We start from the raw sequence: 25,722 nt of genomic DNA on the forward strand, positions 1-25,722 counted from the left end.
GCCATGTCCACTACAGGTGTTGAACTCTTTAATCCCGGCCAACAGGCACAAGCCCCTGATGCCGCCCCCAGCCAAGCGGTGCAACTGGCCGACAACAAGTTGGAGTTGATGGCTCCGGCCAAGAATGCCGATTTCGGTATCGAGGCCATTCGCCACGGGGCGGATGCCGTCTACATTGGCGGCCCGGCGTTCGGTGCCCGCCATACTGCCGGCAACAGTGTCGAGGACATTGCCCGTCTGTGTGAGTTTGCCCATAGATATCACGCCCAGGTATTTGTCACCTTCAATACCATATTGCTGGACGATGAACTGGAAGAGGCCAAGCGCCTGATCTGGGCCGTGTACGAGGCCGGTGCCGATGCCATTATTGTGCAGGACTTAGGGCTGCTTGAGCTGGACTTGCCACCGATTGCACTGCACGCCAGCACTCAGATGGACAACAGGGTTCCGGCCAAAGTCGCCTTCCTTGAGCATGTGGGCTTTTCTCAGGTGGTGTTGGCACGGGAGCTGAGTCTGAGCCAAATTCGCGCCGTGGCCGCCGAGACCAAGATGCGACTGGAGTTCTTTATCCATGGCGCCCTGTGCGTGGCCTACAGCGGCCAATGCTATATCAGTGAGGCGTACACAGACCGCAGTGCCAACCGCGGCGAATGCTCGCAGCAATGCCGGATGCCGGGTAATCTCAAGACCCGCCAGGGCGATATCATTGCCAGCAACGACCATATGCTGTCGCTGAAGGACAACAACCAAACAGATAACCTCGAAGCGCTGATCGATGCCGGGATCCGCTCCTTCAAGATAGAGGGCCGACTCAAGGACCTCAGCTACGTCAAGAATGTTACCGCTCACTACCGCCAGCAACTGGATGCCATCATGGCGCGTCGGCCCGAGTTTGAACCCTCGTCCCACGGCCGTTGCAACTACAGCTTCACCCCGGATCCGGACAAGAGCTTTAACCGCGGCAAGACGGACTACTTTGTCAATGAGCGCAAGGCGGACATCGGCGACTTCCGCACTCCGAAATACTTGGGAGTAGAGGTCGGCAAAGTCAGCAAGATAGGCAAAGACTTCATCCAGGTCGACTCGGATGCCGAGTTCCACAACGGTGATGGCTTGGGCTTCTTCGCCGCCAACTATCAAAAGGCCAGGTTGTCGGATGACAAGCTGACAGGTTTTCGGGTCAACCGCGCCGAGGGTAACACCCTGTACCTGAAAAACATGCCGAAAGATCTCTATGTCGGTGCCACCCTGTATCGCAACAAAGATCAGGCCTTTGAAGCCCTGCTGGCCAAAGAATCTGCCGAGCGAACCCTGTTGCTGGACTTCAGCCTCAGCAATACCCAGACAGGTCTGGCGCTGACCGCCGCCGACCGTCATGGCCATCAGGCGACAGTGACCGCTGACTTCGAAAAACAGCAGGCCAAGGATATTGGCCGCAACCGTGAATCACTCGGCAAGCATCTCGCCAAGCTGGGCAATACAGATTTTCGTCTCGGACAAGTGGATTTGGGCGATGCCGAAGCCGTTTTTGTACCGGCATCCATCATCAATGGCCTGCGCCGTGATGCCATTGCTGCCCTGGACGAAGCGCGTATTCAGGGGTATCAAAGACCCACACCCTGGGTACGGGACGACAGTGCCCGCTTCCCGCAGCGCAGCCTGACCTATCTTGGCAATGTGGCCAACCAAAAGGCCAAGGACTTCTATACCCGTCACGGGGTGGTATCCATCCGTGATGCCTATGAAGTGCGGCCGGTGAAAGGCGATGCACCCTTGATGATCACCAAGCACTGCATACGTTACAGCTACAACATGTGCCCCAAAGAAGTGCCGGGGATCAAGGCCGAGCCGCTGGAAATGGAGCTGGGTGGCAAGCAGTTCAAGCTGGTGTTCGACTGCCATAAATGTGAAATGCTGTTGGTGGGTTAAGGAGAAAAACATGGGATTTTTGAACGCCTTGATGGGCAACGCCAGTGAAGTGGATCTGGATAAACTCAACGAAGAACTGACGCCGATTATGGCCGACAGCGAACAGTTGCAGCTGGCCTATAAACTGGTTCGCGACATGTTTGTCTTCACCAACAAGCGCCTGATCTTGATAGATAAACAAGGCATGACCGGCAAGAAAGTGAGTTATCACTCCATCCCCTACAAGGCGATAGTGCACTTTGAAGTGGAAACCGCCGGGCGCTTCGATATGGATGCCGAACTCAAGCTGTGGATCTCAGGCCAGGCAGAGCCCCTGGTCAAAGAGCTCAAGCGCGGCACTGATGTGGTGGGTATTCAAAAGACCATAGCCAAATTCACGCTCTGAGGTTAAAAAAGTCTAAGATCCGCTATTTGGCAGGGAAAGCGCTTCTTCAATGCCGGTCTGCGCCACAAACTCCTCATCATGACTGATCAGAATAAAAGCGCCCGGGTATGCTGCCAGTGCCGCGGCCAGACGCGCTTTCGATTCAATATCCAGATGATTGTCAGGCTCATCCAGCAGCAGTAAGGGATTGCCCCGCTGATGACTGACATAAAGCATGGCCAGCTTCATCTTTTCACCGCCGCTGAGACAAGCCACAGTGCGGTGCACCTGCTCGGCGCGAAAGCCTATCTGGGCCAGCAGAGTGCGGCGCTGACTGTCATCCATCAGGCTGGGATTCACCTGGTTATGATCAATCGGGCTGCTATCAACTTGCGCACAGCGCTGCAGGGTTTCCAGCAATGTCCACTCTGGCTTGAGTAAGCTGAAATGCTGATCCAGATAGACACTGTGGCCATTGAGTTGCACTTGCCCAGAGCTCAATGCCAGCCTAGCCTGCAAGACCCGAAGCAAGCTGGACTTACCACTGCCATTGAACCCCGCCAGACGCAGTTTCTCGCCACTGCTGAGGGTTAAATTGATAGGCTCTCGACTGCCATAGGGCAAGACAGCATCCAATAGCCGTACCAGCGTCTGCTTCGCCACTGGCTGGCCAAGGGTTTCGCGCCCCAGAGTCAGGTTTTGCCTATGCCTTTGCTCACACTGCTGTTTCAGCCCGGCAAGCTCAGAGTCCAGCAGTCGCTGATGTTGCCGCTCCCGGGTCGCCATGGCCGCCGCATTGGCACCGGCCCGCTCTTTTTGACGGTCGAGCAACACCTTGGCCTGGCTGCCACTGCGCGCCAATTTCTCCCCTTTGGCTGCCCTCTGTTGTGCCCGCTCCCGGCTCAACTGCGCCTGCTTTCTTGCCTGACGCCGGGCCTTGACGACATTCTCCAACCTGCGTTCAAGCGCTTGCTGTGCCAGGGTGTGCTGATGCCAATAGCTGTCATAGTTGCCTCCATAGGAATCCAACCCCAAGCTGTTGAGCTCCCAGATTTCATCCATCTGTCGCAGCAGATCTATGTCGTGGCTTATCAGCAGGATCTGCCCTGAAAATGCCGACATCCGCTGCCGCAGCCACTGTCTGCCGCCTCTGTCCAAATGATTGGAAGGCTCATCGAGCAGCAACCAGTCGGCCTCGCTTTGAAACAAACGCCATAGTTTCAGCTTGGCCTGCTGGCCGCCGCTGAGGCGTTCGAACTCAAGCTCGGGCTCTGCCGGCAACCCCAGCTCCCGGCAGAGTTCGCAAAAGGTTTGCCGCACCTGCCAGTCGTCATTGAGCTGCTCAAACCAATGACTGTCACAACAGCCCTGCTCTATTTGTGTCAGTGCCTGTAATCTGGTCGCCAAACCCAGGCATTGGCTCAGGTAGCTTCCGGTTTGCATTGTTGGCACTTGGGATGAGGGGCCATCAACCCGGCTTGCTGCGGCCGTTAGCAGCTTTGGTTCTTGCTGCTGCCGGTATATACCGCAAATGCCCCGGCGCTCAACCGTGCCGCTATCCGGCGCTCTCAAACCGCAGAGTATTTCGCCCAGCAAACTCTTGCCTATGCCGTTGCGACCAATCAGGCCGGTCATTCTAGCGCTCAGGTTACAGCTGATATCGGCAAACAATGGCTCAAGGCCATGAGTATAGAGTGAGATTTGTCTTGCATTAAATGCCTGCATCTTGCCTCCTGCAGACAGGGAGGCACGGCGAGATCCGATCCGGGTTTAAGCAGTCATGATATGGCGAATGAGTGCCAACTGACTGCAACAATAAAGACTTGAGCGAACACGCCGACCGACCCTGCCAATCTAATAATGGAAAAGTAAAAAAGATTGGTGATCAGGTGTCAGTTGTTCATTTTGGCGTGAGCTCCAATAGGCGAGGATGGCGGAATTATAACCGCCTGAGACAACAAAAATCCAGCTTGTCCCCTTTGGGGGTTGTCCTTTGGGATGAGAGTGCGGCTCAAAACTAAACAGGATGCTAGAGCAGTCTATGACTCAGCTCAATATCATTGTTCCTTCTGACTTCTATTGACTAAATATCCTCAATAGCGGATATTTAGTCAATTATACCCACCGGGGTATAAAGTAACATTTATCCCAACAAAGGGATAAATGTTATCTCATCCTCTAGTGGGGATATGAGATAACTTTAAAATTCATCTCTAATCATTGAGGGCTGGAACTAATGATATATAGTCCAAAGCAACTCGCAGATATGATGCTACTGATACGCCAAAAGAATGGCTGGACTCAGTCAGAGTTGGCGAAAAAAGTCGGTATAAAGCAAGCAACAATCTCGAACTTCGAGAACAACCCCAACAAAACAACGCTTTCTACCTTCTTTAAGCTTGTACAAGCGATGGATCTAACACTGAGTATCCAAGAAAAAACACAGCTGACTTCGCCAAGTGAAAATGATGATGAGAGTTGGTAATGCAAAAGCTAATAGCATACATGAATGGTGAACTTGTTGGCACCTTGGCGAAGCATAAGAACGGCGCTCACACTTTTCAATATGATAAGGACTGGATAACCAATGCAATGACTCGCCCACTGTCATTGTCTTTGAGGCTTCAATTACCGACTATCACTTCCGATGCCGTTATCAACTATTTTGACAACCTCTTACCAGACAGCCCACAAGTCAGAGATAGGATCGTTGCAAGGTACAAAGCCTCATCCAAACAACCATTTGATCTCTTGAAAGAAATTGGAAAGGATAGTGTTGGCGCTATTGCACTATTTCCTCCCGAACACCCCTATAAAAAAGAGCCACTCAGCTACGAAATATTGGATAACAAGAAACTAGAAGCCGTTCTTTCTGCATACAAGTCTGATATTCCCCTCGGAATGCTCAAAGAGGAAGAAGACTTTAGGATCTCAGTGGCAGGTAACCGCACTCTTATTCATTGATGGACAATGGTGTATACCGAAAGGAAACACCCCAACCACTCACATTATCAAGCTGCCAATAGGCGAAATACCACAAGCTAACGCGACACTGGATCTCAAAGATAGCGTAGAAAATGAATATCTTTGCATTGAACTAGCTAAAGCGCTGGGATTCGCAGTTCCCAGCGTCAATATAATCAAAACAGACAACCTTAAAGCTTTAGCTGTAAAACGATTTGATCGACGCTGGACAAAAGCTTGCTACGCTTACCTCAAGAAGATATTTGCCAGGTGTTTGGTATGCCATCATCCATCAAATATGAATCTCAAGGTGGTCCAGGCATAGAACAGATCATGAAGTTATTAATGGGCTCAAGTAATGCACTTGAAGATCGATATAACTTCATGAGATTCCAGATATTTCAATGGATCATTGGGGCTACGGATGGACATGCTAAAAACTTTTCTATCTATATTGATAAAGGAGGTAGCTATCGACTCACTCCATTCTACGACATTCTTTCAGCCTACTCATTACTGGGAGGAAAAGGACTCAATATTCGACAACTTAAGCTCGCAATGGGATTAAAAGCCACAAAAGGCAAGAAGTATGAAATCAATAAAATCCTGCCTCGTCACTTTTTAGATACTGCTAAAGCTGTGAATTTTAGTCAGGATAAGATGCAAAGAATAATGGATGAAATGAAAGGTGCGTTACCTGAGGCAATCTCGCAAGTAAGGGCGAATCTACCCGAGGGCTTTCCAGAGCATATCTCCAACTCAATTTTTGAGAATGCCAAGAAAATAATTAAAAAATCTAGCTATAAGATATTAATTTTAAAGGCTATTTCCATAATCGAATACGGGTTAATGTCCTTTTTAAGTAAGATTTTCATTACCTGTGCCAATCTAAAAAAGGATGCCGAAGCATCCTTTTTCTCAAGCCGTTAGCCGGGACAACTTACTGCTGCTCGGCCGTCTGGTTTTCCGTGGTTTGCTTCAATAGCCGACTGGTCATGGTACCTGCGGTCATGGAGCCGGATACGTTCAAGGCGGTACGCGCCATATCAATCAGCGGTTCGATGGAGATCAGCAGCGCCACAATGGCCACCGGCAGCCCCATGGCAGGCAGGACGATCAGCGCCGCAAATGTTGCACCGCCACCAACACCGGCTATCCCGAAGGAGCTGATGGTCACTATGGCAATCAAGGACAGCATGAAATGCAAGTCCAGTGGATCTATGCCCATGCTGGGCGCCACCATGACAGCCAACATGGCCGGATAGATACCGGCGCAGCCGTTCTGGCCGATAGTGGCGCCGAACGAGGCCGCCAGGTTGGCAATGGCAGGCGGCACATTCAGCTGGGTCACCTGAGCCTCGACATTCAATGGAATAGTCGCCGCCGAACTGCGTGACGAGAAGGCAAAGGTCAGCACGGGCCAAATTTTACGGAAGTAGTCCAGCGGGCTGACGCCCACCATGGCCACCAGCATGCCGTGAACAACAAACATCAGTAGGATGGCGACGTAAGACGCCAGAATAAAGCCCAACAGGTTGAGCATATCGGCAGCGCTGGAAGAGGCGACCACCTTGGCCATCAGCGCGGCAATACCATAGGGAGTCAGCGCCATAATCATCTTCACCAGGCGCATAACAATCGCCTGCGCACCTTCAACAAAGGTTCGTATAGGGGATTCCAGTTGCTCTTTTTCATGCATCACCTTGCGGGCCGCTATCCCGAGGAGGATACCGAAAATCACCACGGCAATGATGGAAGTGGAACGGGTACCGGCCAGATCGGCAAAAGGATTTACCGGAATAAAGCTCAGCAGCATTTGCGGTACAGTCAGATCGGCAATCGAAGCCGCCTTGGTATCCAATACCGCCATTTGCGCCGTTTCCCGGCTACCGGCTATCAGCCCCTCGGCAGAAATCCCTGAGATGGAAGTAACCAGAATACCTATCAAAGCCGCTACGGCTGTGGTCGCCATCAGAATAAATATGGTCAGGGAGGAGATCTTACCGAGCGAGCCTCCCTTATCCAACTTGACCACTGCCGCGACCATGGACACCAACACCAAGGGCATGATCACCATCTTCAGCAAGGCCACATAGCCACCACCGACTATGGCTATCCAACTGAGCGTCTCTGCAGTGACCGGGCTGTCCACGCCAAAGTAAGACTGCATCAGGAAACCATAGGCACTGCCGAGGATTAAACCGATCAGCACCAGACGGGATAATTTGTGCTCTTTTTGCTGTTGGTGAAACAGAATAAACAGAACGCCGAGAAATACCGCAATGGATGCGATAACTGCAATAGACATATGGAACCTTATACGGGAAACGGTATATGAAGAGAGAATCTACCGCATAATAAGCGCTAGTTTAAGCACGACAAAATATTAAGTTATTATTCTTTATAGCCTCTGATTATAAATAACCTGACTTAACCCCATACAAAACGGCCAAATTTCGCACGATACCGTACGAGCGCTAACAGAAAGTTACACAAAATAATCCCATCAAGCCGTGCCCGGATAAGCTTGTTTTCATCATCCGGGGATATACTCCCGAGGCAGCCTTCGCTGCCAAATATAATAACTATCTGTATCTAAAGGAGACTTTCCGTGAAGAAGGTTGGAATTCTGTTGCTCTGCCTCTTGATGCCACTGGCATCGGCGTGGGCAGAGCCGGGCAAGCCCTTGTCGGTTGAGCTATTGTGGCAACTCAAGCGTATCGGCAGCCCGGTAGTATCGCCCGGCGGCGAGCATATCATCGCCCCCGTGACCGAGTATGATGTCAAGGCCGACAAAGGGTCGACCCAACTTTGGTACTTTGATGCCGATGGCAAACATCAACGCCCACTGACTGCCGCCGGACTCAAGGTGAGCAACCCGGTATTTTCTCCCGATGGCAACACTCTGGCCTTTGTCAGCCAGCGCAATGAAGACGATGCCGGGCAGATCTATCTGCTGCCGATGAATGGCCCGGGTGAAGCCCAGCGGCTGACCGAAGTGCCTACCGGCGTGTATGGCATCAAATGGGTTGGCAAACATCTTTATTTCATCAGCAACATCTTCCCCGGGCAGGACTGGAAGCAGATGCAAGATCAGCTGAAAGCCGACAAGGACAACAAGACCTCGGCCAAGCAGTGGAATGCCCTGCCCTATGCCCAGTTCGATCACTGGCTGGATGAACGTCGTCAGGCGCATGTGTTCCGAATTCCTGCCAAGGGCGGCGAGATAGAAGCCATTACTCAAACGCTGGGCCATGAGCTGCCTCGTTCGAGTCAAAGCGCCGGCAGCTATGATGTTTCTGCCGATGAGAAACTGATCGCCTTCAACGCCTACGGCTCCGACAACCGGGTCGATCCCAAGCTGGACATCTTCCTCGGCAAGATAGGCGCAGACAAGGCAGAAAACCTGACACCGGACAACGAAGCGCCCGATAGCCGCCCAAGCTTCAGCCCCGACGGCAAGACGCTGGCCTTCACTCGCCAGAAGATCCCGGGGTTCTATGCCGACACCTCCAGACTGATGCTGCTGGATATCCACAGCCGTAAGCTCAAGACCCTGACCGCCAATTGGGACAGATCTGTGTCTCAGTTCAGCTGGACACCGGATGGCAAAGGCTTCTACGCCGCCATTGATGATGCCGCCACCAGCCGTATCTATCATATCGATGCCAAGAGCGGCAAAGTGAAGGCGATCACCAAGGACACCAACTATGGTCAGCCGCAGATAGGCAAGAAAGGCACCCTGATTGCCCTCAACGACAGCTTCCTTTATCCGGCGCGACTGCTGGCGATCAATCCCAAGAACGGCAAGGGCCAAAGGCTGGAGCAGTTCAATGACGAACTGCTCAAGGATGTGGATCTGGGCAGCTATGAGTCTGTGACCTACAAGGGTTACAACAACCAGGATATCCAGATGTGGGTGCACTACCCACCGGGTTTCGATCGCAGCAAGAAGTACCCGCTGTTTATGCTGGTACACGGCGGCCCACACAACGCCATCAGTGATGGTTTCCACTATCGCTGGAACGCCCAAACCTTCGCCTCCTGGGGTTATGTCACTGCCTGGCCCAATTTCCACGGTTCCAGCGGCTTCGGCCAGGACTTTGCCGATGCCATCAACCCGGACTGGAAAAACAAGTCTCTGGATGATGTCCTCAAGGCAGCCGACTGGTTTGAACAAAAGAGCTGGATCGACAGCGATCGCATGGTGGCCGGTGGTGCCAGCTACGGCGGCTATCTGACCTCCATCATCCTCGGGCAGAAACATCCGTTCAAGGCGCTGTTGATCCATGCCGCCGTGTACGACATGTACTCCCAGATGGCTTCCGACTTCGCCGTGCACAGCACCCGCTTCGGCCACTACTGGGAAAACCCGGAAATCTACCAGTCGATTTCACCCCATTACTTTGCCGCAGGTTTCAATACCCCGACGCTGGTGAGCCATGGTCAGCTGGACTACCGGGTGCCCGTGGGACAAGGTTTTGAGCTGTTCCGCACCCTGCAAAGCCGTGGAGTGGAATCGCGGATGATCTATTTCCCCGATGAGAACCACTGGATCATGAAGCCCAATAACTCTATCTATTGGTATAACCAGGTCAAAGACTGGATGACCCATTATGCCGAGCCGGGCCCACGTTAATCGCCGATAATCGGCATCCAAGCAAGAAGGCGACTCAGGGTCGCCTTCTTTCATATTAATGCCACGGAAAGCGGACATCAGAGCATGGGTACTATGGATGCCAGCAAGAGACCGCCCATCAACAGGTTAAAACCACGGGCGTAGTTGGGCGCCGTCAACCAGCGACTCAACTGTTTGCCGATAAGGGTCCAGATACTGACAGACGGGACATTGACCAAGGCAAATATTACAGAGATCAGCAACAACTGCTGCCAACTGGCACTCGGGTTGTAAAGACTCACCGCCGCCAGCGCCATGGACCACCCCTTGGGATTGAGCCACTGAAACAATGCCGCTTGAATGAAGGTCATGCTGCGATAACCTTCATTGGTATTTCCCGGACGACTCAAGGCGATTTTCAGCGCCAGATACACCATGTAAGCAATACAGAGCAAACTCAGTAACTGGTGCAACCAAGGATAGGCCTGAAACAAGCCGGTCACGCCGATCCCCACCAACAACAGCATCAGGCTGAACCCCAGCACTATCCCCAGCATATGCGGTAAGGTGCGAACAAAACCCACATTGGCACCTGAAGTCATCAACATGATGTTGTTGGGCCCTGGGGTCACGGTTGAAACAAAGGCAAACATCACCAAAGGCCATAGCAAATTAGGCTCCATTCTTGCTTTACTCCTGAAATAAACAGTCAGCAAATACTAGATGGATTGGTACGCAATTTTGTGCTTATATTTGCTCTTAAAGCGAAAAGTAAGCAATAAAACATCACCATGAATAGATTTGACGAAAGAATATTGCAAGAGCTACAGAGTGATGGCCGGATCTCCAATGTCGAGTTGGCCGAGCGAGTGGGATTATCTCCCTCTGCCACCCTGAGGCGGGTACAGGAACTGGAGCGAAAAAAACTGATCAAGGGCTACCGGGCCGTATTGGACAAGAGCCAACTGAACATAGGTTTTATTGCTTACGTCGCCATAGGCCTCAACAGTCACAGTAAACAATCCCAGTTGGGCTTTGAAGAGCATATCCGCTACGCCAGGGAAGTGATCGAGTGCCACAATATCACAGGCGCCAACGAATACCTGTTGCGAGTCGAGACCAAAGATCTCAGCAGCTATAAACGTTTTCATGCCGAAGTCCTCGGAGAATATCCTCAAGTCAAATCCATCACCACCATGGTGGTAATGGATTCACCGAAAGATCAACGTCAATGATTATCTGCGATAAACCGCATGTCGCATGGTATTGCTGGCGACACTTTTTATCCTTGGGTACCATTGAGCAATAAAGAGGCGCCTGGACATGCCGGCGCCAGGGAAGATGGATACCCGAATGGAATTGAGATATACGTTGCTGTGCCTGTTTTTGCTGCTAACCAGCCTAAAACTATTTGCATTAGAGCAGGTTAAGCTTCCCATTGTTGACATAGAACAAAGCAGCGTCGCGCTTGATGAATTCAAAATCGGCTATTTTATTGATGACAACCAGAGTCTCGGTTTTGAGCAGGCAAGCCAGAAGCCTTTCGGCGTAACCAATAATGTCACCACCTTGGGCACCAATGCCAGGGTCACTTGGTTCAAGCTGATACTGCACAATAGGCTCTCGCAGGAAAAGCCGCTGTTTTTACACCTGCCCCATGCTTACCATGTGCAGCAAATCGACATCTATGAGGAAAGCGGCCAACAACTGCAACGACACGAGCAGTTGGACCTCGAACAGGCCGCAGACAACCCACTCATGTATCGGGGTACAGCCGTCTACCCATTGACTCTGGCGCCAGATCAGATAACAACCCTGTATATTCGTAGCCACGCCTACTCCCATCAATGGTTTGCCATGACACTGATGGATGAGGAAAACTCGCGGCGGGCCCTGGTGAGCACTCACTATGATATTGCACTTATGGTGGGCATGTTGCTGGCACTGGTGTTCTACAACTGCCTGCTGTATTTCGCCACCAGTAAGAAAGAGAACATCTACTATTCGCTGTATCTGATCTCCGGTCTGGTGTGGATTGCCCTGTCCTATGGTCTAGTTGCCAGCGTGTTCAACGCCTACGGCTCGAGCGTCTTCATGCTCAATCTGTCGCTGATCACCATGCCGATTTTCCTGCTGCTGTTTATGACGGCCATCTTCGAGACCAGGCAGTTCTACCCCACAGAGCACAAGGCGTTGCAGCTGATGTTGCTGTTACTGCTGGCGACCCTGTTCTGGGGCTTATTTGATATCTCAGCGGCACTCAAACCCGCCAGCAGCCTGGCTGCACTCATGATGCTGGTGACCTTCTCTGTGAGTATCTCCCTCTATCGCAAGGGCAACCCCCTGGTGAAGTACTTTCTGGTGGGCCACAGCTTCTTCGTGATCTTCAACGGCATAGCCGTGCTCTTCTACAAGGGCTTGATCTCTCCGAGCTATCTCAGCAGCCACGGGGTCGGCATAGGTATTATGCTGGAAGCCCTGACCCTGGCATTTATCATCTCCTACAGGATTAAAATCCTGGAGGATATCCGCGCCTCGCAGGAAGAACTCAAACGCCAGGCGGCCACAGACCCTCTGACCAAACTCTATAACCGGCGCTATTTCTATTCTGAGGCCGACTATCAACTTAAGCTGGCCGGCCGCAATGGCGAGGCTATCTCTGTGCTTATTCTGGATATAGACAGTTTCAAGCAGATCAACGATAACTTTGGTCATCACTTGGGCGACAGGGTGATAGTCGCCCTGGCCAAAATATTGAAACAACACTGCCAAGGAGCCGAGATGGCGGCCCGCTTCGGCGGTGAAGAGTTCGTGATCTTGCTGCCGGGAGCCTCCCTAAGCCAAGCCTTGCAGCGAGCCGAGCAGCTGCGCCTCAATGTCGAAGCGATGCTGCTAACCGCCGACACGGGAGACAGGATAAGTTGCACCATAAGCTTGGGCGTGGCCGAGGTTGAAATTGCAACAGAATCGATAGAAGCGGCCGTAAAACGAGCCGACCGCGCACTATACCAAGCCAAAAACAGTGGCCGCAATCGCGTATGTGCCGACACGCCAGGGGCGCTAGAGAGCTTACCGGCCACCGCAGACTCGGTTTGAAGAAACCGGGGGAGCCTCGGCTCCCCACTGCTTAGAGCATGATGCCTGCAATAACCGCCGACAATAAGCTGACCAGAGTCGCCCCGTAAACCAGTTTGAGACCATAGCGGGATACTACAGCACCTTTTTCGGGGCTGAGCGCCTTCACCGCGCCGGCGATCATTCCAATTGAACTGAAGTTGGCAAAAGACACCAGGAACACAGACAACACTCCAGTGGTATGAGCCGACAAGGCCCCCTCTTTGACCATTTTGCTCATATCTATCATGGCGACAAACTCATTGGTTACCAACTTGGTGGCCATGATACTGCCCGCTTGCATCGCTTCGCTGGCAGGAATACCTATCAACCAGGCCAAGGGATAGAACACATAACCCAATACCTGTTGGAAACTGATACCGAACACCACCTCAAACAGATAGTTGACCAAGGCAATCAGGGCAATAAAGCCAATCAACATGGCCGCGACTATGACGGCAACGGTAAAACCGGCAATGATATATTCCCCCAGCATCTCGAAGAAACTGACCTTGCCACTACTCTTTTTATCGGCAGTCATCAGTTGGTCTGTGGTCGAATTATCCACTTCATAGGGGTTAATAATATTGAGCACCACAAAGGTACTGAACATATTCAGTATTAAGGCGGTCACCACAAAACGCGGCTCTATAAGCTGCATATAGGAACCGACAATCGACATGGATACTGTGGACATGGCTGTGGCAGATAGGGTGTACATCTGCTTGTCTGTCATGTGGGGAACCAGGTTCTTGATGGCAATGAAGTTCTCTGACTGGCCCACAATCATGGAGCTCACGGCATTGAATGACTCCAACTTTCCCATACCGTTAATCTTACTGAGACAGATACCTATCCCCTTGATGATCAAGGGCAGGACTCTCAAGTACTGCAATATACCTATCAAGGCAGAAATGAAAATAATCGGCATCAACACCATGAAGAAAAAGGTAAATCCCCCCTCATTGGTCACACTGCCAAATACAAAATCCGTCCCTTGCTTGGCAAACTCCAGTAACTTGGAGAAGGCGGCGGCAAAGCCTCCCACTATTGTCACCCCAACAGAAGAGTTCAACAGGAACCAAGCCAGCAACAATTCCACCAGCAGCAGTTGTATCACATAACGGATTTTTATCTGGCGCCAGTTATTAAGGTTAGCCAAGAGTGCCAAGCCAAGAATGGCCAACAAACCTACAAAAAAATTTACATATTCCATAGCATCCACCTAACGCTGTTTTATTTTTAGCCACTCGAAATTTAATTCAGTAGAAACTGAATATGAGAGTGTTGTGATTTTAATAATCTTGAATAAGTTAAAAACAATGTGATCGGCAATAGTACAACAGTGAATTCAAGCAAATTCATGAATATTAATTAATAATAGATTATTAAATCTATTCATAGTGTTATCGATCAAGCTTGATAAGAGTAAGTTCAAAAAACAAACAATCTTCTTATTAGCAATAAAAAAACAAAATATATAGCAACAATTCAAAACACAAAACCAATCACAAAAGCCAACAACTGAAACCTGAAAACAAGCCATACCACCAAAAAACAACAAAAAACCGAAAAGCGAAAACGGATTAAACACAAAAATTAATCATGCTTTATATTCCACTTTTCACTTAAGTGTAAAAACCTACTCAAAGGAAAATACAAAATACCGATAATTAAAAGGTTAGAGAAAAACAACCATCATCAACGTAGATTAAAACCCATCAATAATTTAGCCACAGAACTCGGCAACAAGTGTTAATTCCACAAGAGTCAGAACAAACCACTTTCAAAAAGAAAAAGCCTCAATAAAATCCGGATAAAAATAGTGAGAGTGAAACAAAAACAAGATGAAAGGTTCAAGTCCGGCAATTAAACCCATAGCCTTATTGGTCATATCAATATTGGCAAGTTTTACGGCCAGTGCCGTCGAAATCTATGGCGATGAGAATAACCAGGTGATTGTAGGCGGTAGGTTGCAACTGCATGTGATCAACACCCAGGGAAAAACCGAGATGGCCAATGCCGGCTCCAGAGTACGCTTCGGCTTCGACCATAAGCTCAATAACGGCTGGGTCATAGACACCCTATTCGAATGGGGCGTCAACGCCGTTGGCAAAACCGATTTGGTATACAGCAGCGACAGTGCCTTACATGCCGAAAGTGACGATTTTCTCAGTAATAGATTGGGTTATGTCGGCTTCAGCCATGAAAACTATGGCCGCCTCTCCTTCGGTAAGCAATGGGGGGTATGGTACGACGTTGTCGGTGCCACCAACCAAGGCATGGTGTGGGATGGCAACGCTGCCGGAGTATTCAGCTATAACAAAGGCGATGGCGCAATCAATGGTGTCGGCCGCGGTGACAAAATCATGCAATACCGCAACAGCTGGGGAGCATTCGAGTTGGCTGTTCAGGCACAAATTAAAGATGAATTAACCAAACTCAAGGCCAGTGGTGACCCAATAAATCCTTTCCCTCCGGGTTCCATGTTGAATGACTCATTCCATGACACTCAAGTGCGAATGTACAACACCTACGGAGTTGCCCTTGGCTACCAGCTGGGCGGAGGTTGGAAACTCACCTTGGGTGTCAACACGGGTGATATAGATATCATACGTACCGGCCAACGGCAGCAACAAGAGACAGATTACATCTATGGCATGGGAGTCAGCTATGGTTGCTTTGGCTGTGACGGCCTGTTTGCAGCAGCCAACTACAATCACAACGCCTGGCACGATACCGATAACTTGGGGCGCATGTTGCCAAAATCCCAAGGTGTGGAAACTTGGATATCCTATCAATTTATCAATGGCCTGCGTCCATTCATCTCCTACAACATGCTCGATGCCGGTGCCGAATATGCCAGCGCCTATGGCGGCGATGAATTCAAGCGGCAGTTCGTATTTGCCGGATTGCATTATCAGCTGGACCGCAGTGTGACCCTATTCCTGGAGGCTCGGAAAGACTGCAGTGAGATCCATTCCAGCCTCGCCGGCATGGCCGACTCAGAAGATGACGGCGCAGCCATAGGAGTGCAATACAACTTTTAGAGCTGTTCTCCCTTTGCAGGTTTGCCCGTTTGACCAGCGGGCTTTTTTATTGCAATTGCTTCAGGGTTCCGCTTCCCAGTTGCCGCATCTGTTGCTGGATCCAGTCGGCGCGGCGGTTCATGTAAGCGCTGGGGGGATTGATTTGATATTGCCAGGGATTGGGCAACAAGGCGGCCAGCAAGGCTGCCTCGCGGGACGACAACTGGGCGGCGCTCTTATGAAAGTAGTGCTGCGCCGCCGCTTCGACGCCGTAGATCCCCGGGCCGAATTCGACAATATTCAGATACAACTCAAGGATCCTGGGCTTATCCAACACCAGCTCCAGAAGCAGGGTGAACCAAGCTTCGGCCCCCTTGCGAATAAAGCTGCGCGAAGACCACATAAACAGGTTCTTGGCGGTTTGCTGGCTCAAGGTGCTGGCGCCTCTGAGACGCTCCCCCTGGAGCTTTTCCTCTATGGCATTCTGAATCGCCTTGAGATCAAAACCGGAATGAAGGGCAAAACGCTGATCTTCACTGGCGATCACCGCCAGTTGCATATTGGCAGATATCTTAGTCAGCGGCTGCCATTGATGTTGCACCTGATGTTGTACCTGTTTGACCAGCGCAGGCGGAAACCAATAGCGTTCAATACGCCAACTCCACAGCGGTGGGTTAACAAACTTAAGGGTAATCACCATCAGCAGGGACAGTATCACCAGCCCCAACAGCAGTTTTATCAACCAGGCTGTCAGTCGCCTCAACCATCCTTTTTTCGCGGCCAAATTCGCTCCTGATAAATAAGCTCCCCCAAACTGAGTGAGCCTGGAAACCCTCTGTGAATAATAATTGAGTATTTTGCAAGGTGCGAACCCGGTCCGGAATGACAATCTGTAAGCTTATCCGGAACACCCGGGAGACTCAGTGGCACTTTTCTTAGCCTCTTGCCTCTTAGTCAGCGCCGAAGCGGCCGCGCTCAAGAAAGCCCTGTACCGCCGCCAGCGTATCCTGATGCCAATGTATGGCCTTATGGCACAGGGGCAACACCATCCAATCACTGGCATCATCACAACGGGTGGAAGCCAGGGGTACCCGGCCATCGGACTCGCCGTCAATCAAGGTACCCAAGGGAGCCTGAGTCCCACTGCCGGCGATGATCCCAAGATGAGCCTGACTATCCTCGCGCCAACTTGCCCAGCGCTGCCCCGGCAGCAGAGATTGCAGCGGCTGAAATAGCCGGGAATATCCCGGAAGCTTATCGGCCAGGCTCGCCAGCGGTGAACCATCATGGGGCGTGGCAATAAACACACTGTGGCCCAAATTGTCGGGCGGCTGCTCTGCCAGCAGTTGCCGGACGATTAAGCCCCCCATACTGTGAGCCACAAAGTGCACCCTGGGATACTGCTGCCAATTCTGCTCATCCAGCGCCTGGCGCAGTGTCGCCACCGCTTGTTGCAGTGAGCCGAAACGGGTGGGCAATCTGGGGCACAGGATACTGTATTGCCGGGCCAAGCCTTGGGCCAGAAACTCCATGTCGCGCTCATCTTTATTGAAGCCATGAACCAGCACCACCAGAGCTTTGTTGTTATCCAGCCTCAAATTGGCTGGCTCTTGAGCCATTGCTGGAATGCCTGTTTGGGCATGGCACCGGCCTGTTGGGCTATCACGCGGCCATTTTTGAACAGCATTATGGTCGGAATGGAGCGGATCCCATACTGAGCCGCCAGCGCTTGCTGAGCCTCGGTATCCAGCTTGCCAAAACGAAACTCCGGCTCCAGCTCGGCGGCACTCTGCTCGAATATGGGGGCAAACTGTTTGCAGGGGCCACACCAACTGGCCCAGAAATCCACCACCAACGGCAGCTCTGACTTGTGGGCATGGTTGGCAAAGTTGGCGCCGGTCAGCTCAAAGGGTTTGCCCTGAAATAAAGGCTGCTTACAGTGACCGCACTTAGGGCCTTGAGACAGCCGTTCTTTCGGCACCCGGTTCATTCCAGCGCACTGGGGACAAGCAATCAACATAGAACTCTCCTCTCAAGCGGCGTTATCGCCACACATTGTGAGATATGGGGATGACTCACGCCAGGCTCAAGCCAGTCGACTCAAACCAGATGAGGCTGCAACGCAGCCAACACCTGGGGATAATCGGCCTGGTTATCCAAGGTCAGACTCAGATAGCCATCGCCGCGAAAGGCCCGGTCCAGCTCCAGCAAGATATGGGTTTGCTTTCCGGCCGGTACCAGGGTGAGCTCCACTTCACGCAAAAGGCGGATCCCAAGCCCTGCGGGTACAAACTCCAACTCTTGATAGCAGCCTGAACCACTGCGAAACCCAGAGGTGTTGATATAGCCTTGCTCGACATCGGCTTTTTTAAGGACAAAGCCCAGCTCCTCCATGGCCTGCAGCAGGTGCAGCAACAGCTGGGTAGGCTGGATCTGCAGCAGATCCTGATCGCCCGGATCTATGGCGTAATCTATCGCCAGCCCGGTTTGCAGCCAGACCCGGCATTGATTGTTACGCACAGGCAACTCGGTAAATGGGGTCTCAGGATGCAACTGACCGATGAAAGGCAGTTCTCTCACCTCTCCGGCCTGAAGTTCAAAGCCCTCGCTGATGCGCCAGCTGGCCAGGCAATGATTGATAAAGCTGCTGTCGCCATCACTGACTTTAACCCGGGTCATTAGGGCCAGCTCCAGGCCGGCAATACTTTGGCTTACCTCGCCGCCTTTGAGCACGATTCTGGCTTCAAAGGTTTGCCCGGGTTGCAGGCTGGCATTGAGCAAGCGGGTATCTACACTGGCACCACCAACGCCAATTGCGGCAAGCAGTTTCTTAAACATCCTATGTTCCTGTTTACTTAATAGACCTTGCCGCATTTAAGCCCCTTTTCCCCATAGAGTAAAGGGCGCCAGGGGTTAACCCAAGACGACAACAGCACAGATAGCGGTGGTTGAAAAAGATTAGGAACAAAAAAGGGAGCCAGGCCCCCTTTGTTCTTTGTTGATCATGCCTGGTTAATCAAAGTGGCCTGAGTTACCAGACTCTGGCCACCAAACCTTTGAGATAAAAGCCTTCCGGGAAAGCGCCACCTATGGGGTGATCCGAAGCCTGTGACAGGCGCTCGATAAACTGCAACTCACGCTTTGCATCCAACGCCGCATCGGCCACTATCTTCTGGAACAGATCCGCCTGCATCAGCCCCGAGCAGGAGAAAGTCAACAGAGTGCCGCCCGGCTGCAACAGCTGCATGGCGATCATATTGATATCTTTATAACCGCGGCAGGCACCGTTGAGTTGCGCCTTGTTATCGGCAAACTTGGGCGGATCCAGCACTATGACATCAAACTTACGCCCTTCATCGCGATATTGTCTGAGCAGCTTGAAGACGTCGGCCTCATGGTAATGCACATGGCTGTCGTCCAGTTGATTGAGTGCCATGTTCTGCTTCGCCGTGTCCAGCGCCAGCTTGGAAACATCGACATTCTCAATACTGGCGGCGCCGCCCTTGGCGGCATAGAGGCCAAAAGTGCCTGTATAACAGAAGCAGTTGAGCACAGACTTACCCTTGACGAAACGGGCAGCCATGGCACGGTTGTCACGCTGATCCAGATAGAAACCCGTCTTGTGACCCTTGGTCACATCCACGGCGATCTTGATACCGTTTTCCTCTATCACCACAGGCATGGCCGGCAATTCGCCATGCAGCAGGCCGGTAACCAGCTCCAGGCCCTCTTTTTTACGTGACTCGACATCGGAGCGCTCGTAGATGGCGCAGTCCGGGTAGAGCTCAGAGAGCACAGAGACCAATGTATCGCGCCAATAGTCGGCGCCGGCCGACAGCAACTGACACACAAGCACATTGGCATACTTGTCTATGGTGATCCCGGGCAAACCGTCCGACTCGGCGGCAATAAGGCGATAACCTGTGAGCCCCTTCTCGGCAATCAGGGCATCACGCCCCTTTTGGGCCCGCACTATGCGGCGTTTGAAGAACTCCCTGTCTATCTCTTCATCGCGATTAAAGCTCCAAACCCGCACCTGGATCTGCGACTCCGGCGACCATGAGCCCCGCCCCAGCCAGCGGCCATCATGGGCAACAACTTCAACCGTTTCGCCCATTTGTGGTTTGCCTTTGATATTGTGAATGCCGCTGGAAAAGACCCAGGGGTGATGCCGCAGCAGGGATTTTTCCCGGCCGGGTCTAAGTTTGATTTTGAGTACCATGATGCGCCTGTCTGGAGTGTCGGCAACCGGGTCCTGATGACCCGACTGACTTTTCAAGGGGCGAATAATAGCCTAAAAGTCGGCTCACCACAGGAGTTTTCGACAACTTTTTCGCGCGTTTTTGGGACTTTTGGCCGTTTGATTAGCCCACCTGAGTGCAACGTCAAGGATGGCGTAAACGGACTTCTGCCAGTATTGGTGTATGGTCGCTCGCCTGTGCATCCTGCTCAAACTGCGGCCGCAGCAGATGTTTGTCATAGACCCGATAATCCACCACTTCTGCCAGGCTATGCTGGCTACGGGCATCAAACTCCTGACTCAACAACAGATAGTCGACCACACTGCCTTGAGAGCCGTGAAAATGGGTCACGGGGCGAGTAGCTGTCACTTGATCGCCAGTTTGCTCAGAGACTTCTAGCCAGAGCTGCCAGGCGTCAAGCAGCTGAAAATGTGCCAGTTGCAGTTTCAACCTTTCATCAGGCAGGCCGTGAAGGCCTGCTGCGCGAATATCCCCGTTGTAGAGCTGTCCGGCGCCCACCAATAGGCCCTTGAGTTCACTGGAATCTATGCCGGCGTTGAAATCCCCCATCAACACCACAGCGTTGTCGCTTTGCCGGCGCCGCTTGAGTATCGCCTGATACAACAACATGGCCTCACTGCCACGCTGCAAAGTGGCTGACCAGTGGCCCAGCGCACTCTCTGCCAGCAGCCCGGCGGCACCTTGCAACTCGACCGCGCCCTTGGACAACTTGTTGCGAGGTGATTTGAAATGCACCACGTAAGTATCACAGTGGCCTATCCCCGGCAGCATCAAGGTGGCTCGCAGTATCTGGCGACTACTTTGAAACTCTTCCTTGAGTCCAAGTGAAAATGCCAGTTCGCTATCCAGCTCCACCGCCGCCAAGGAAACAATCGGAAAACGGCTTGCCAGTGCCACCACACTCTTGCGGGCAACAAAGCCTTCTATGACCGGCGAATCCACCAGCGCAAAGTGGGCAAGACCGGCAGCCTGACACAATTCGCGTAGCGGCTCGGGGCTGAATACCTCCTGCCAGCCCACCAGATCTGGCTGCGCCTGCTGCAGCCAGCGGACTGTCCAGTCGCACTTTTGTTGCCACTGCCCTTGGGTATAGATGTTGTTGAACTCATGAAACGCCAGCGGCGGCATGGCAAAATTGAACAGATTCAGACTGGCGATGCGGATATTGGAAGACATGAAAAGCGCTGCGGCTCCGGTAACCCTGCTGAGTAATAGTGTTGATATTAAGCCGCTGCTGAGATTTGTCCAATAGCACACCAAAAACAACCTTCCGGCTACCCATTACCCCCCAACAGCGCCCAATAGCCCAACAAATAAGCAACATAAAGCCGCTGTTTGTGGCTAAAAAAACCTGTTTGACAGGCTTTTTCGATCTCCCGCTTGACTTGTTTGGTTTCGACCATACAATCGCCGCTTAATTAACCATACGGAGACCCACTGTGGACACACACATAGGTGACAGTAGATGCCCTGTCAGTCAGACAGGATTATTTGCCCGGCACTAGTCTGCAGCTTCGCAAACTACTGCCAGGACTGGCAGTAGCGTATTAAAGAATCCCTTTTTCCGTTACTCCCCATAAAAACCTTGTTGAGCTTTACATGCATACGCATGCCGCAGTGTTCTCCTGTGGCTGCAAACTAATGCATCCATAAAGGTTTTTTACTTAGGACAGCCTTGCTGCCGCTGCCCCATCTACGACCTTGAGTGTTCCCCCACACAGGAGGAACAAGCATGAAACTCAGATATACCAATACGCTGCTGCTGGGCGGCCTGCTCTGGCATGGACAACTGCATGCCGGCATTCAGTTGCTGGAAGATCCCGATATTGCCGCTGCCACAGAACTCGCTGTCGACTGGCAACGACAAGCGGGCAACAACGGCTTTGCCCTGGGGCTCAACCAAGCCGTCTTTGGCGGCGAATTGGCGCTGGAACTGCAAACAGACGACCGGGATGCCCCCTGGGACAGACATGAGAGCCGCGGCTGGCAACTCGGCTACAAACAACCGCTGGCCACAAACGGCTTATCTCAGACTCTGGCACTGGAGCTGGGGCGTCATCACAGAGATGGCTGGCAGGGTCACGCCCTGTTCAGTAGCGATCTGCCGATTGCCACCCAAGGCTTCTTTGTACGCAACAACTTGGGGCTGAGCCTGGAGTCGGGTGAAGGCCCGACAATGATTTTTGGCCTGGGAGCCGGCTTCAAAGTTCAGCAGCAAACCCTGCTGTTTGAAAACCAGTATCTGGGCCAAGGCGACTATGGCTACCAGCTACTCTGGCAAAACCAACCCAACGCCCATTGGCAGTGGCAATTGGGTTATGGCAATCAGTATGGCGGTGGCGCCCGCCAATTTGGCGCCGGCATACAATTTTTCTTTTCTTGATAGCTCATTGGGAGAATGACCTATGAACAGCAACAACATCATACTCAACCTGCACCTTATTCTGGCCAACAAAGACGCCAAGGCGATGCAGATGCTGGCATCCGAGCTGCATCCGGCGGACATAGCCGCCGTACTGCCGACCTTCGACAGCCAGCAAACGGCCTCAATACTGACCCTGTGCCAGCCCAAAACCGCGGCGGCGCTGCTGCGGTATCTACCCCATCAGCAGCAAAAGCTGCTGGCGGAAGCACTGGATCATCAAACCCTTGGGAAAATTATCATGGAGATGGCGGCAGACGAGCGCGCCGACCTCTACAACGAGTTGGAGATTGAGCAGCAAGCCCTGCTGCTGCCGACACTGGCCAAGGCGGAACGCGAGGACATGCGTACCCTGGCGGCCTATGATGACTCCAAGGTCGGCTCCATTATGACCTCTGACTATGCCCTGCTGCGGGTCAATCAAACCGCAGAAGAGGCCATAGACAGCCTGAGGAAAGTGGCAGCGGATCTGGAAACCATCTACCAGACCTATGTGGTGGATGAGCGCGGACGCCTGATAGGCAATGTGTCGCTGCGTCAGCTCATCATCGCGCCGCCCAAGGCGTTGGTGAGAGACTTTATGAAAGAGCAGACCATTGCCATAGAAGCGGAAGCCTTCAAAGAAGAAGCGGCGCAGATGATAGCCCACTATGATCTGCTGGCGCTGCCCGTGGTCAACGGCAACGACCAACTGGTCGGCATAGTCACTTATGATGATGCCATGGATGTGGCCAGTGCCCAGGCCGATGCCGAATTCAGCAAACACGGCGCCGTGGGGCAGTTGGCCTGCTCTTTCAAGGAAGCCAGCATTGGCATGCTCTATCGTAAGCGAGTCTTTTGGCTGGTGTTGCTGGTGTTCGGCAATGTGTTTTCCGGCACAGGGATCGCCTACTTTGAAGATACCATCACAGCCTATGTTGCCCTGGTGTTCTTCTTGCCACTGCTCATCGGCAGCAGCGGCAACGCCGGTTCGCAGTCTGCCACCTTGATGGTCAGGGCGCTGGCCACCGGGGAGGTCGTCCTCAAAGACTGGCTGTCGCTACTGGCCAAAGAGCTGTTTGTAGCCGGCTTGCTGGGTGCCACCATGGCCATTGCGGTATTTACCCTGGGTTATTGGCGCGGCGGTGATATCGCCCTGGTGGTCGCCCTGACTATGCAACTTGTGGTGATTATCGGCAGCCTGATAGGCATGTCCCTGCCCTTCTTGCTGAGCAAGTTCAAGTTGGATCCGGCCTCGGCCAGCGCGCCGCTGGTGACTTCGATAGCCGATATCATAGGTGTCATCGTCTACTTCAATGTCGCCACCGCTATTTTGGATTTTCCGCCTGTCAGTGGTTAATTGGCCTTGGCACAACCTATGCTGAAACCAACCCAGGTTGTGCCATCCCAAAACGGCTTAACTTCACTCTTCGATAACCTTAACGCCGCGTTTTTCGGCTGCCGCAATAAAACCTGCGCTCAGGTTGTTAAGGTCAGTGGTGGTGATCAATTTAAGATTGGGAAGCAGGCTTAAGTCTTCAGCCGCGATATCCTTCACCGCCAATATGCTGTCGCCGCATCCGGGATCCCAATAAGGATTGATATTGTAATAGACCTCAGCCCCACCGGATAAACCATCGTCCTGATAGAGCTCGGTTACCTTTGCCAGTTCCGTATCGGCGATATCCAGCGCCTGATAAAAATCTATCACCTGTGGTATCTCCCCGGCATCATTGCGCTCAATTTCGCCACCACAATACTCTGCGGCAAACTCCGCCAATGAAAACTTGGGCGAAAGCGAGTCTTGTCTATACATAAGCTCTTCAATAACCAGCAACTTCAACCCGAAATCTTTAAAACTATTCACCGCAGTTGACGCGGTGGCAAACTTTTTAGGGCCTTTGGCAAAGCGATTGGCCTCGAGCAGTAGCTCAGACAGCTGTCTGGCCTTGTCATTGATGGCAGCATATTGCCCGGCAACGCGGCAAGCAAAATCATAAAACTTCCGGGACACAGCCAACTTGCGAACTGCCTCCTGGCGATTGAGGCTAATAAACTCCGGATAATGATGCTCAATATACTCGGCCTGTTGCTTATAATATTTTTTATCCGACTTGTTCTTTAACACCTTGGCAAGCCTATGATTCGATTCAATTAACTCTGCCTGGCTGCGCATTTCCACATCAAGAGGCTCAATGAGCAAACTTTCAATAAGGTAGCCGAGTTCAGATGCATCCCAGGTTTCTTTGAAGGAGATAACTTTCTCAAAGACTTTCAAAGAGTGCTTATACAAAAAGCCTTTGTATTCACCGGCCGCCAGCATATCTCCGGCAATATCGGCTATTGCAGGACAATGCTGATAGATGTCACGATTGAGCATACAGGCATATATCACCCTCGCATAAAGGCTCTCGGCTTGCGGATGACAGGAGATACACCCCAGCGCCAGGGAACAATCAAGGTTAGGGTACAACTCCAGCATTTTTACTACAGTCGGAGCTATCGAGGCGCGGGTCTGTGGGTCAGCATAGCCATGATAGAAATAAAGCTGGCACAGGGTTAGGGCCAGCTCTACCGAGCTGAAGTTAGATTTGGGATCAGCGATAAGCTCACACTCCCCTCGGTCCAGGAGAGTATTGGTAACGGCGATAATCTCAGGGGATTTGGCAGAGATGATGCTTGAAGCAATGGATATTTTTGATGAGCACAGGGCAACGGCAACCTTGGCACACAATTCGGCTTCAGCTTGATTGCTCCAATCAGTCGTTTTCAAGAGAAAAACAAACTTATCCAGGCAAGGCTTCACATTGTTCCCCGACCAGATTTTTCTGGCTCTATCCAGAGCAGACTTGTTACGGAACTTGGCCTCGGCCACTAACTTGAAACCTTCCTCTATTGCTTCCATGCGCACCACACTACCTCCCATACTCGTGTGAAAAAGACGAAATAACGGCACAGATGCCTGCATCGGCAAGCTCTGTCACTGCGAGATGTTACCGGAAAACTCTGCTTCAGAGGAAATCGAGTAAACAATGGGCAAC

Annotated in this window: 23 protein-coding genes; 12 read left to right on the plus strand and 11 right to left on the minus strand. The window is 52.0% G+C overall.

Features of this window, described 5'->3' with window-relative positions:
• Positions 1–3 precede the first annotated feature (3 nt).
• Both ACMHXI_RS20395 and ACMHXI_RS20400 read left to right on the plus strand, forming a co-directional pair.
• Positions 4–1,929 carry a peptidase U32 family protein gene (locus tag ACMHXI_RS20395; RefSeq protein ID WP_208191355.1) on the plus strand — a complete coding sequence of 642 codons (1,926 nt, stop codon included), beginning with the start codon at positions 4–6 and terminating at the stop codon, positions 1,927–1,929.
• Positions 1,930–1,939: 10 nt separating this feature from the next.
• Positions 1,940–2,314 (plus strand): PH domain-containing protein, encoded by a 375-nt coding sequence (locus ACMHXI_RS20400; RefSeq protein ID WP_014386412.1) that lies wholly within the window; start codon positions 1,940–1,942, stop codon positions 2,312–2,314.
• Between the two features lie 12 nt (positions 2,315–2,326).
• On the opposite strand, the gene ACMHXI_RS20405 is transcribed toward ACMHXI_RS20400, so the two are convergent.
• On the minus strand, positions 2,327–4,018 hold the full coding sequence (locus ACMHXI_RS20405) for an ATP-binding cassette domain-containing protein (RefSeq protein WP_144224924.1): 1,692 nt from the start codon (positions 4,016–4,018) through the stop codon (positions 2,327–2,329).
• A 511-nt stretch (positions 4,019–4,529) separates the two neighbouring features.
• Between ACMHXI_RS20405 and hipB the strand changes: the two genes are divergently transcribed.
• From hipB to ACMHXI_RS20425, 4 genes are read left to right on the plus strand one after another with little or no spacing between them, the layout of a single operon-like run.
• Complete coding sequence (gene hipB / locus ACMHXI_RS20410) at positions 4,530–4,778, plus strand: type II toxin-antitoxin system antitoxin HipB (protein WP_025011264.1); 249 nt, start codon at positions 4,530–4,532, stop codon at positions 4,776–4,778.
• The gene (locus tag ACMHXI_RS20415; RefSeq protein WP_315899122.1) at positions 4,778–5,257 is read left to right on the plus strand and encodes a HipA N-terminal domain-containing protein; all 480 of its coding nucleotides are present in this window, start codon (positions 4,778–4,780) and stop codon (positions 5,255–5,257) included. The genes hipB and ACMHXI_RS20415 overlap by 1 nt, the downstream gene beginning before the upstream one ends.
• 58 nt (positions 5,258–5,315) lie before the next feature.
• Positions 5,316–5,582: a HipA domain-containing protein gene (locus tag ACMHXI_RS20420; protein ID WP_413735997.1), complete on the plus strand. Its 267-nt coding sequence runs from the start codon at positions 5,316–5,318 to the stop codon at positions 5,580–5,582.
• Positions 5,495–6,187: a HipA domain-containing protein gene (locus tag ACMHXI_RS20425; RefSeq protein WP_413735968.1), complete on the plus strand. Its 693-nt coding sequence runs from the start codon at positions 5,495–5,497 to the stop codon at positions 6,185–6,187. The genes ACMHXI_RS20420 and ACMHXI_RS20425 overlap by 88 nt, the downstream gene beginning before the upstream one ends.
• A 10-nt stretch (positions 6,188–6,197) precedes the next feature.
• Here the strand turns inward: ACMHXI_RS20425 and ACMHXI_RS20430 are convergent, their stop codons facing one another.
• Positions 6,198–7,565 carry an L-cystine transporter gene (locus tag ACMHXI_RS20430; RefSeq protein WP_028781110.1) on the minus strand — a complete coding sequence of 456 codons (1,368 nt, stop codon included), beginning with the start codon at positions 7,563–7,565 and terminating at the stop codon, positions 6,198–6,200.
• 303 nt (positions 7,566–7,868) lie between these two features.
• On the opposite strand from ACMHXI_RS20430, the gene ACMHXI_RS20435 reads away from it, so the two are divergent.
• A complete protein-coding gene (locus tag ACMHXI_RS20435; protein WP_115389266.1) occupies positions 7,869–9,896 on the plus strand; it encodes an alpha/beta hydrolase family protein in 2,028 nt (675 codons plus the stop codon).
• A gap of 77 nt (positions 9,897–9,973) precedes the next feature.
• On the opposite strand, the gene ACMHXI_RS20440 is transcribed toward ACMHXI_RS20435, so the two are convergent.
• A complete protein-coding gene (locus ACMHXI_RS20440) occupies positions 9,974–10,558 on the minus strand; it encodes a LysE family translocator (protein WP_028781108.1) in 585 nt (194 codons plus the stop codon).
• 108 nt (positions 10,559–10,666) lie between these two features.
• Between ACMHXI_RS20440 and ACMHXI_RS20445 the strand changes: the two genes are divergently transcribed.
• Positions 10,667–11,110: an Lrp/AsnC family transcriptional regulator gene (locus ACMHXI_RS20445; protein ID WP_413735971.1), complete on the plus strand. Its 444-nt coding sequence runs from the start codon at positions 10,667–10,669 to the stop codon at positions 11,108–11,110.
• A 118-nt stretch (positions 11,111–11,228) separates the two neighbouring features.
• A complete protein-coding gene (locus tag ACMHXI_RS20450; RefSeq protein ID WP_208223180.1) occupies positions 11,229–12,971 on the plus strand; it encodes a diguanylate cyclase in 1,743 nt (580 codons plus the stop codon).
• 31 nt (positions 12,972–13,002) lie between these two features.
• Here ACMHXI_RS20450 and ACMHXI_RS20455 read toward each other — a convergent pair whose 3' ends face one another.
• Entirely contained in the window at positions 13,003–14,205 is a 1,203-nt protein-coding gene (locus ACMHXI_RS20455; protein ID WP_413735973.1) for a NupC/NupG family nucleoside CNT transporter, read from the minus strand.
• A gap of 631 nt (positions 14,206–14,836) precedes the next feature.
• On the opposite strand from ACMHXI_RS20455, the gene ACMHXI_RS20460 reads away from it, so the two are divergent.
• Positions 14,837–16,039: a porin gene (locus ACMHXI_RS20460; protein ID WP_413735975.1), complete on the plus strand. Its 1,203-nt coding sequence runs from the start codon at positions 14,837–14,839 to the stop codon at positions 16,037–16,039.
• A 46-nt stretch (positions 16,040–16,085) separates the two neighbouring features.
• Here ACMHXI_RS20460 and mtgA read toward each other — a convergent pair whose 3' ends face one another.
• The 6 genes from mtgA to ACMHXI_RS20490 form a co-directional block, all read right to left on the minus strand.
• Positions 16,086–16,802 (minus strand): monofunctional biosynthetic peptidoglycan transglycosylase, encoded by a 717-nt coding sequence (gene mtgA / locus ACMHXI_RS20465; protein ID WP_413735977.1) that lies wholly within the window; start codon positions 16,800–16,802, stop codon positions 16,086–16,088.
• 166 nt (positions 16,803–16,968) lie between these two features.
• Positions 16,969–17,637: a lipase family alpha/beta hydrolase gene (locus ACMHXI_RS20470; RefSeq protein ID WP_413735979.1), complete on the minus strand. Its 669-nt coding sequence runs from the start codon at positions 17,635–17,637 to the stop codon at positions 16,969–16,971.
• Positions 17,613–18,038, minus strand: a complete 426-nt coding sequence (gene trxC / locus ACMHXI_RS20475) for a thioredoxin TrxC (protein ID WP_101060130.1) — start codon at positions 18,036–18,038, stop codon at positions 17,613–17,615. Before trxC ends, ACMHXI_RS20470 begins: the two co-directional genes overlap by 25 nt.
• An 80-nt stretch (positions 18,039–18,118) precedes the next feature.
• The gene (locus ACMHXI_RS20480; protein ID WP_144166189.1) at positions 18,119–18,856 is read right to left on the minus strand and encodes a sporulation protein; all 738 of its coding nucleotides are present in this window, start codon (positions 18,854–18,856) and stop codon (positions 18,119–18,121) included.
• A 193-nt stretch (positions 18,857–19,049) separates the two neighbouring features.
• Positions 19,050–20,240: a class I SAM-dependent rRNA methyltransferase gene (locus ACMHXI_RS20485; protein WP_144216899.1), complete on the minus strand. Its 1,191-nt coding sequence runs from the start codon at positions 20,238–20,240 to the stop codon at positions 19,050–19,052.
• Between the two features lie 163 nt (positions 20,241–20,403).
• Positions 20,404–21,456 carry an endonuclease/exonuclease/phosphatase family protein gene (locus ACMHXI_RS20490; protein WP_208185133.1) on the minus strand — a complete coding sequence of 351 codons (1,053 nt, stop codon included), beginning with the start codon at positions 21,454–21,456 and terminating at the stop codon, positions 20,404–20,406.
• A 556-nt stretch (positions 21,457–22,012) separates the two neighbouring features.
• Here ACMHXI_RS20490 and ACMHXI_RS20495 point away from each other — a divergent pair.
• Positions 22,013–22,663: a hypothetical protein gene (locus ACMHXI_RS20495; RefSeq protein ID WP_144134287.1), complete on the plus strand. Its 651-nt coding sequence runs from the start codon at positions 22,013–22,015 to the stop codon at positions 22,661–22,663.
• Between the two features lie 22 nt (positions 22,664–22,685).
• Positions 22,686–24,041, plus strand: coding sequence for a magnesium transporter (gene mgtE, locus ACMHXI_RS20500; protein WP_144134289.1), 1,356 nt, complete (start codon positions 22,686–22,688; stop codon positions 24,039–24,041).
• 63 nt (positions 24,042–24,104) lie between these two features.
• On the opposite strand, the gene ACMHXI_RS20505 is transcribed toward mgtE, so the two are convergent.
• Positions 24,105–25,586 carry a DUF6892 domain-containing protein gene (locus ACMHXI_RS20505; protein WP_144134291.1) on the minus strand — a complete coding sequence of 494 codons (1,482 nt, stop codon included), beginning with the start codon at positions 25,584–25,586 and terminating at the stop codon, positions 24,105–24,107.
• Positions 25,587–25,722: the final 136 nt, after the last annotated feature.

Origin of the sequence: Shewanella sp. BJSY2023SW005 (assembly GCF_047314585.1) — a bacterium.
In the GTDB taxonomy this organism is placed as follows: Bacteria; Pseudomonadota; Gammaproteobacteria; order Enterobacterales; family Shewanellaceae; genus Shewanella; species Shewanella algae.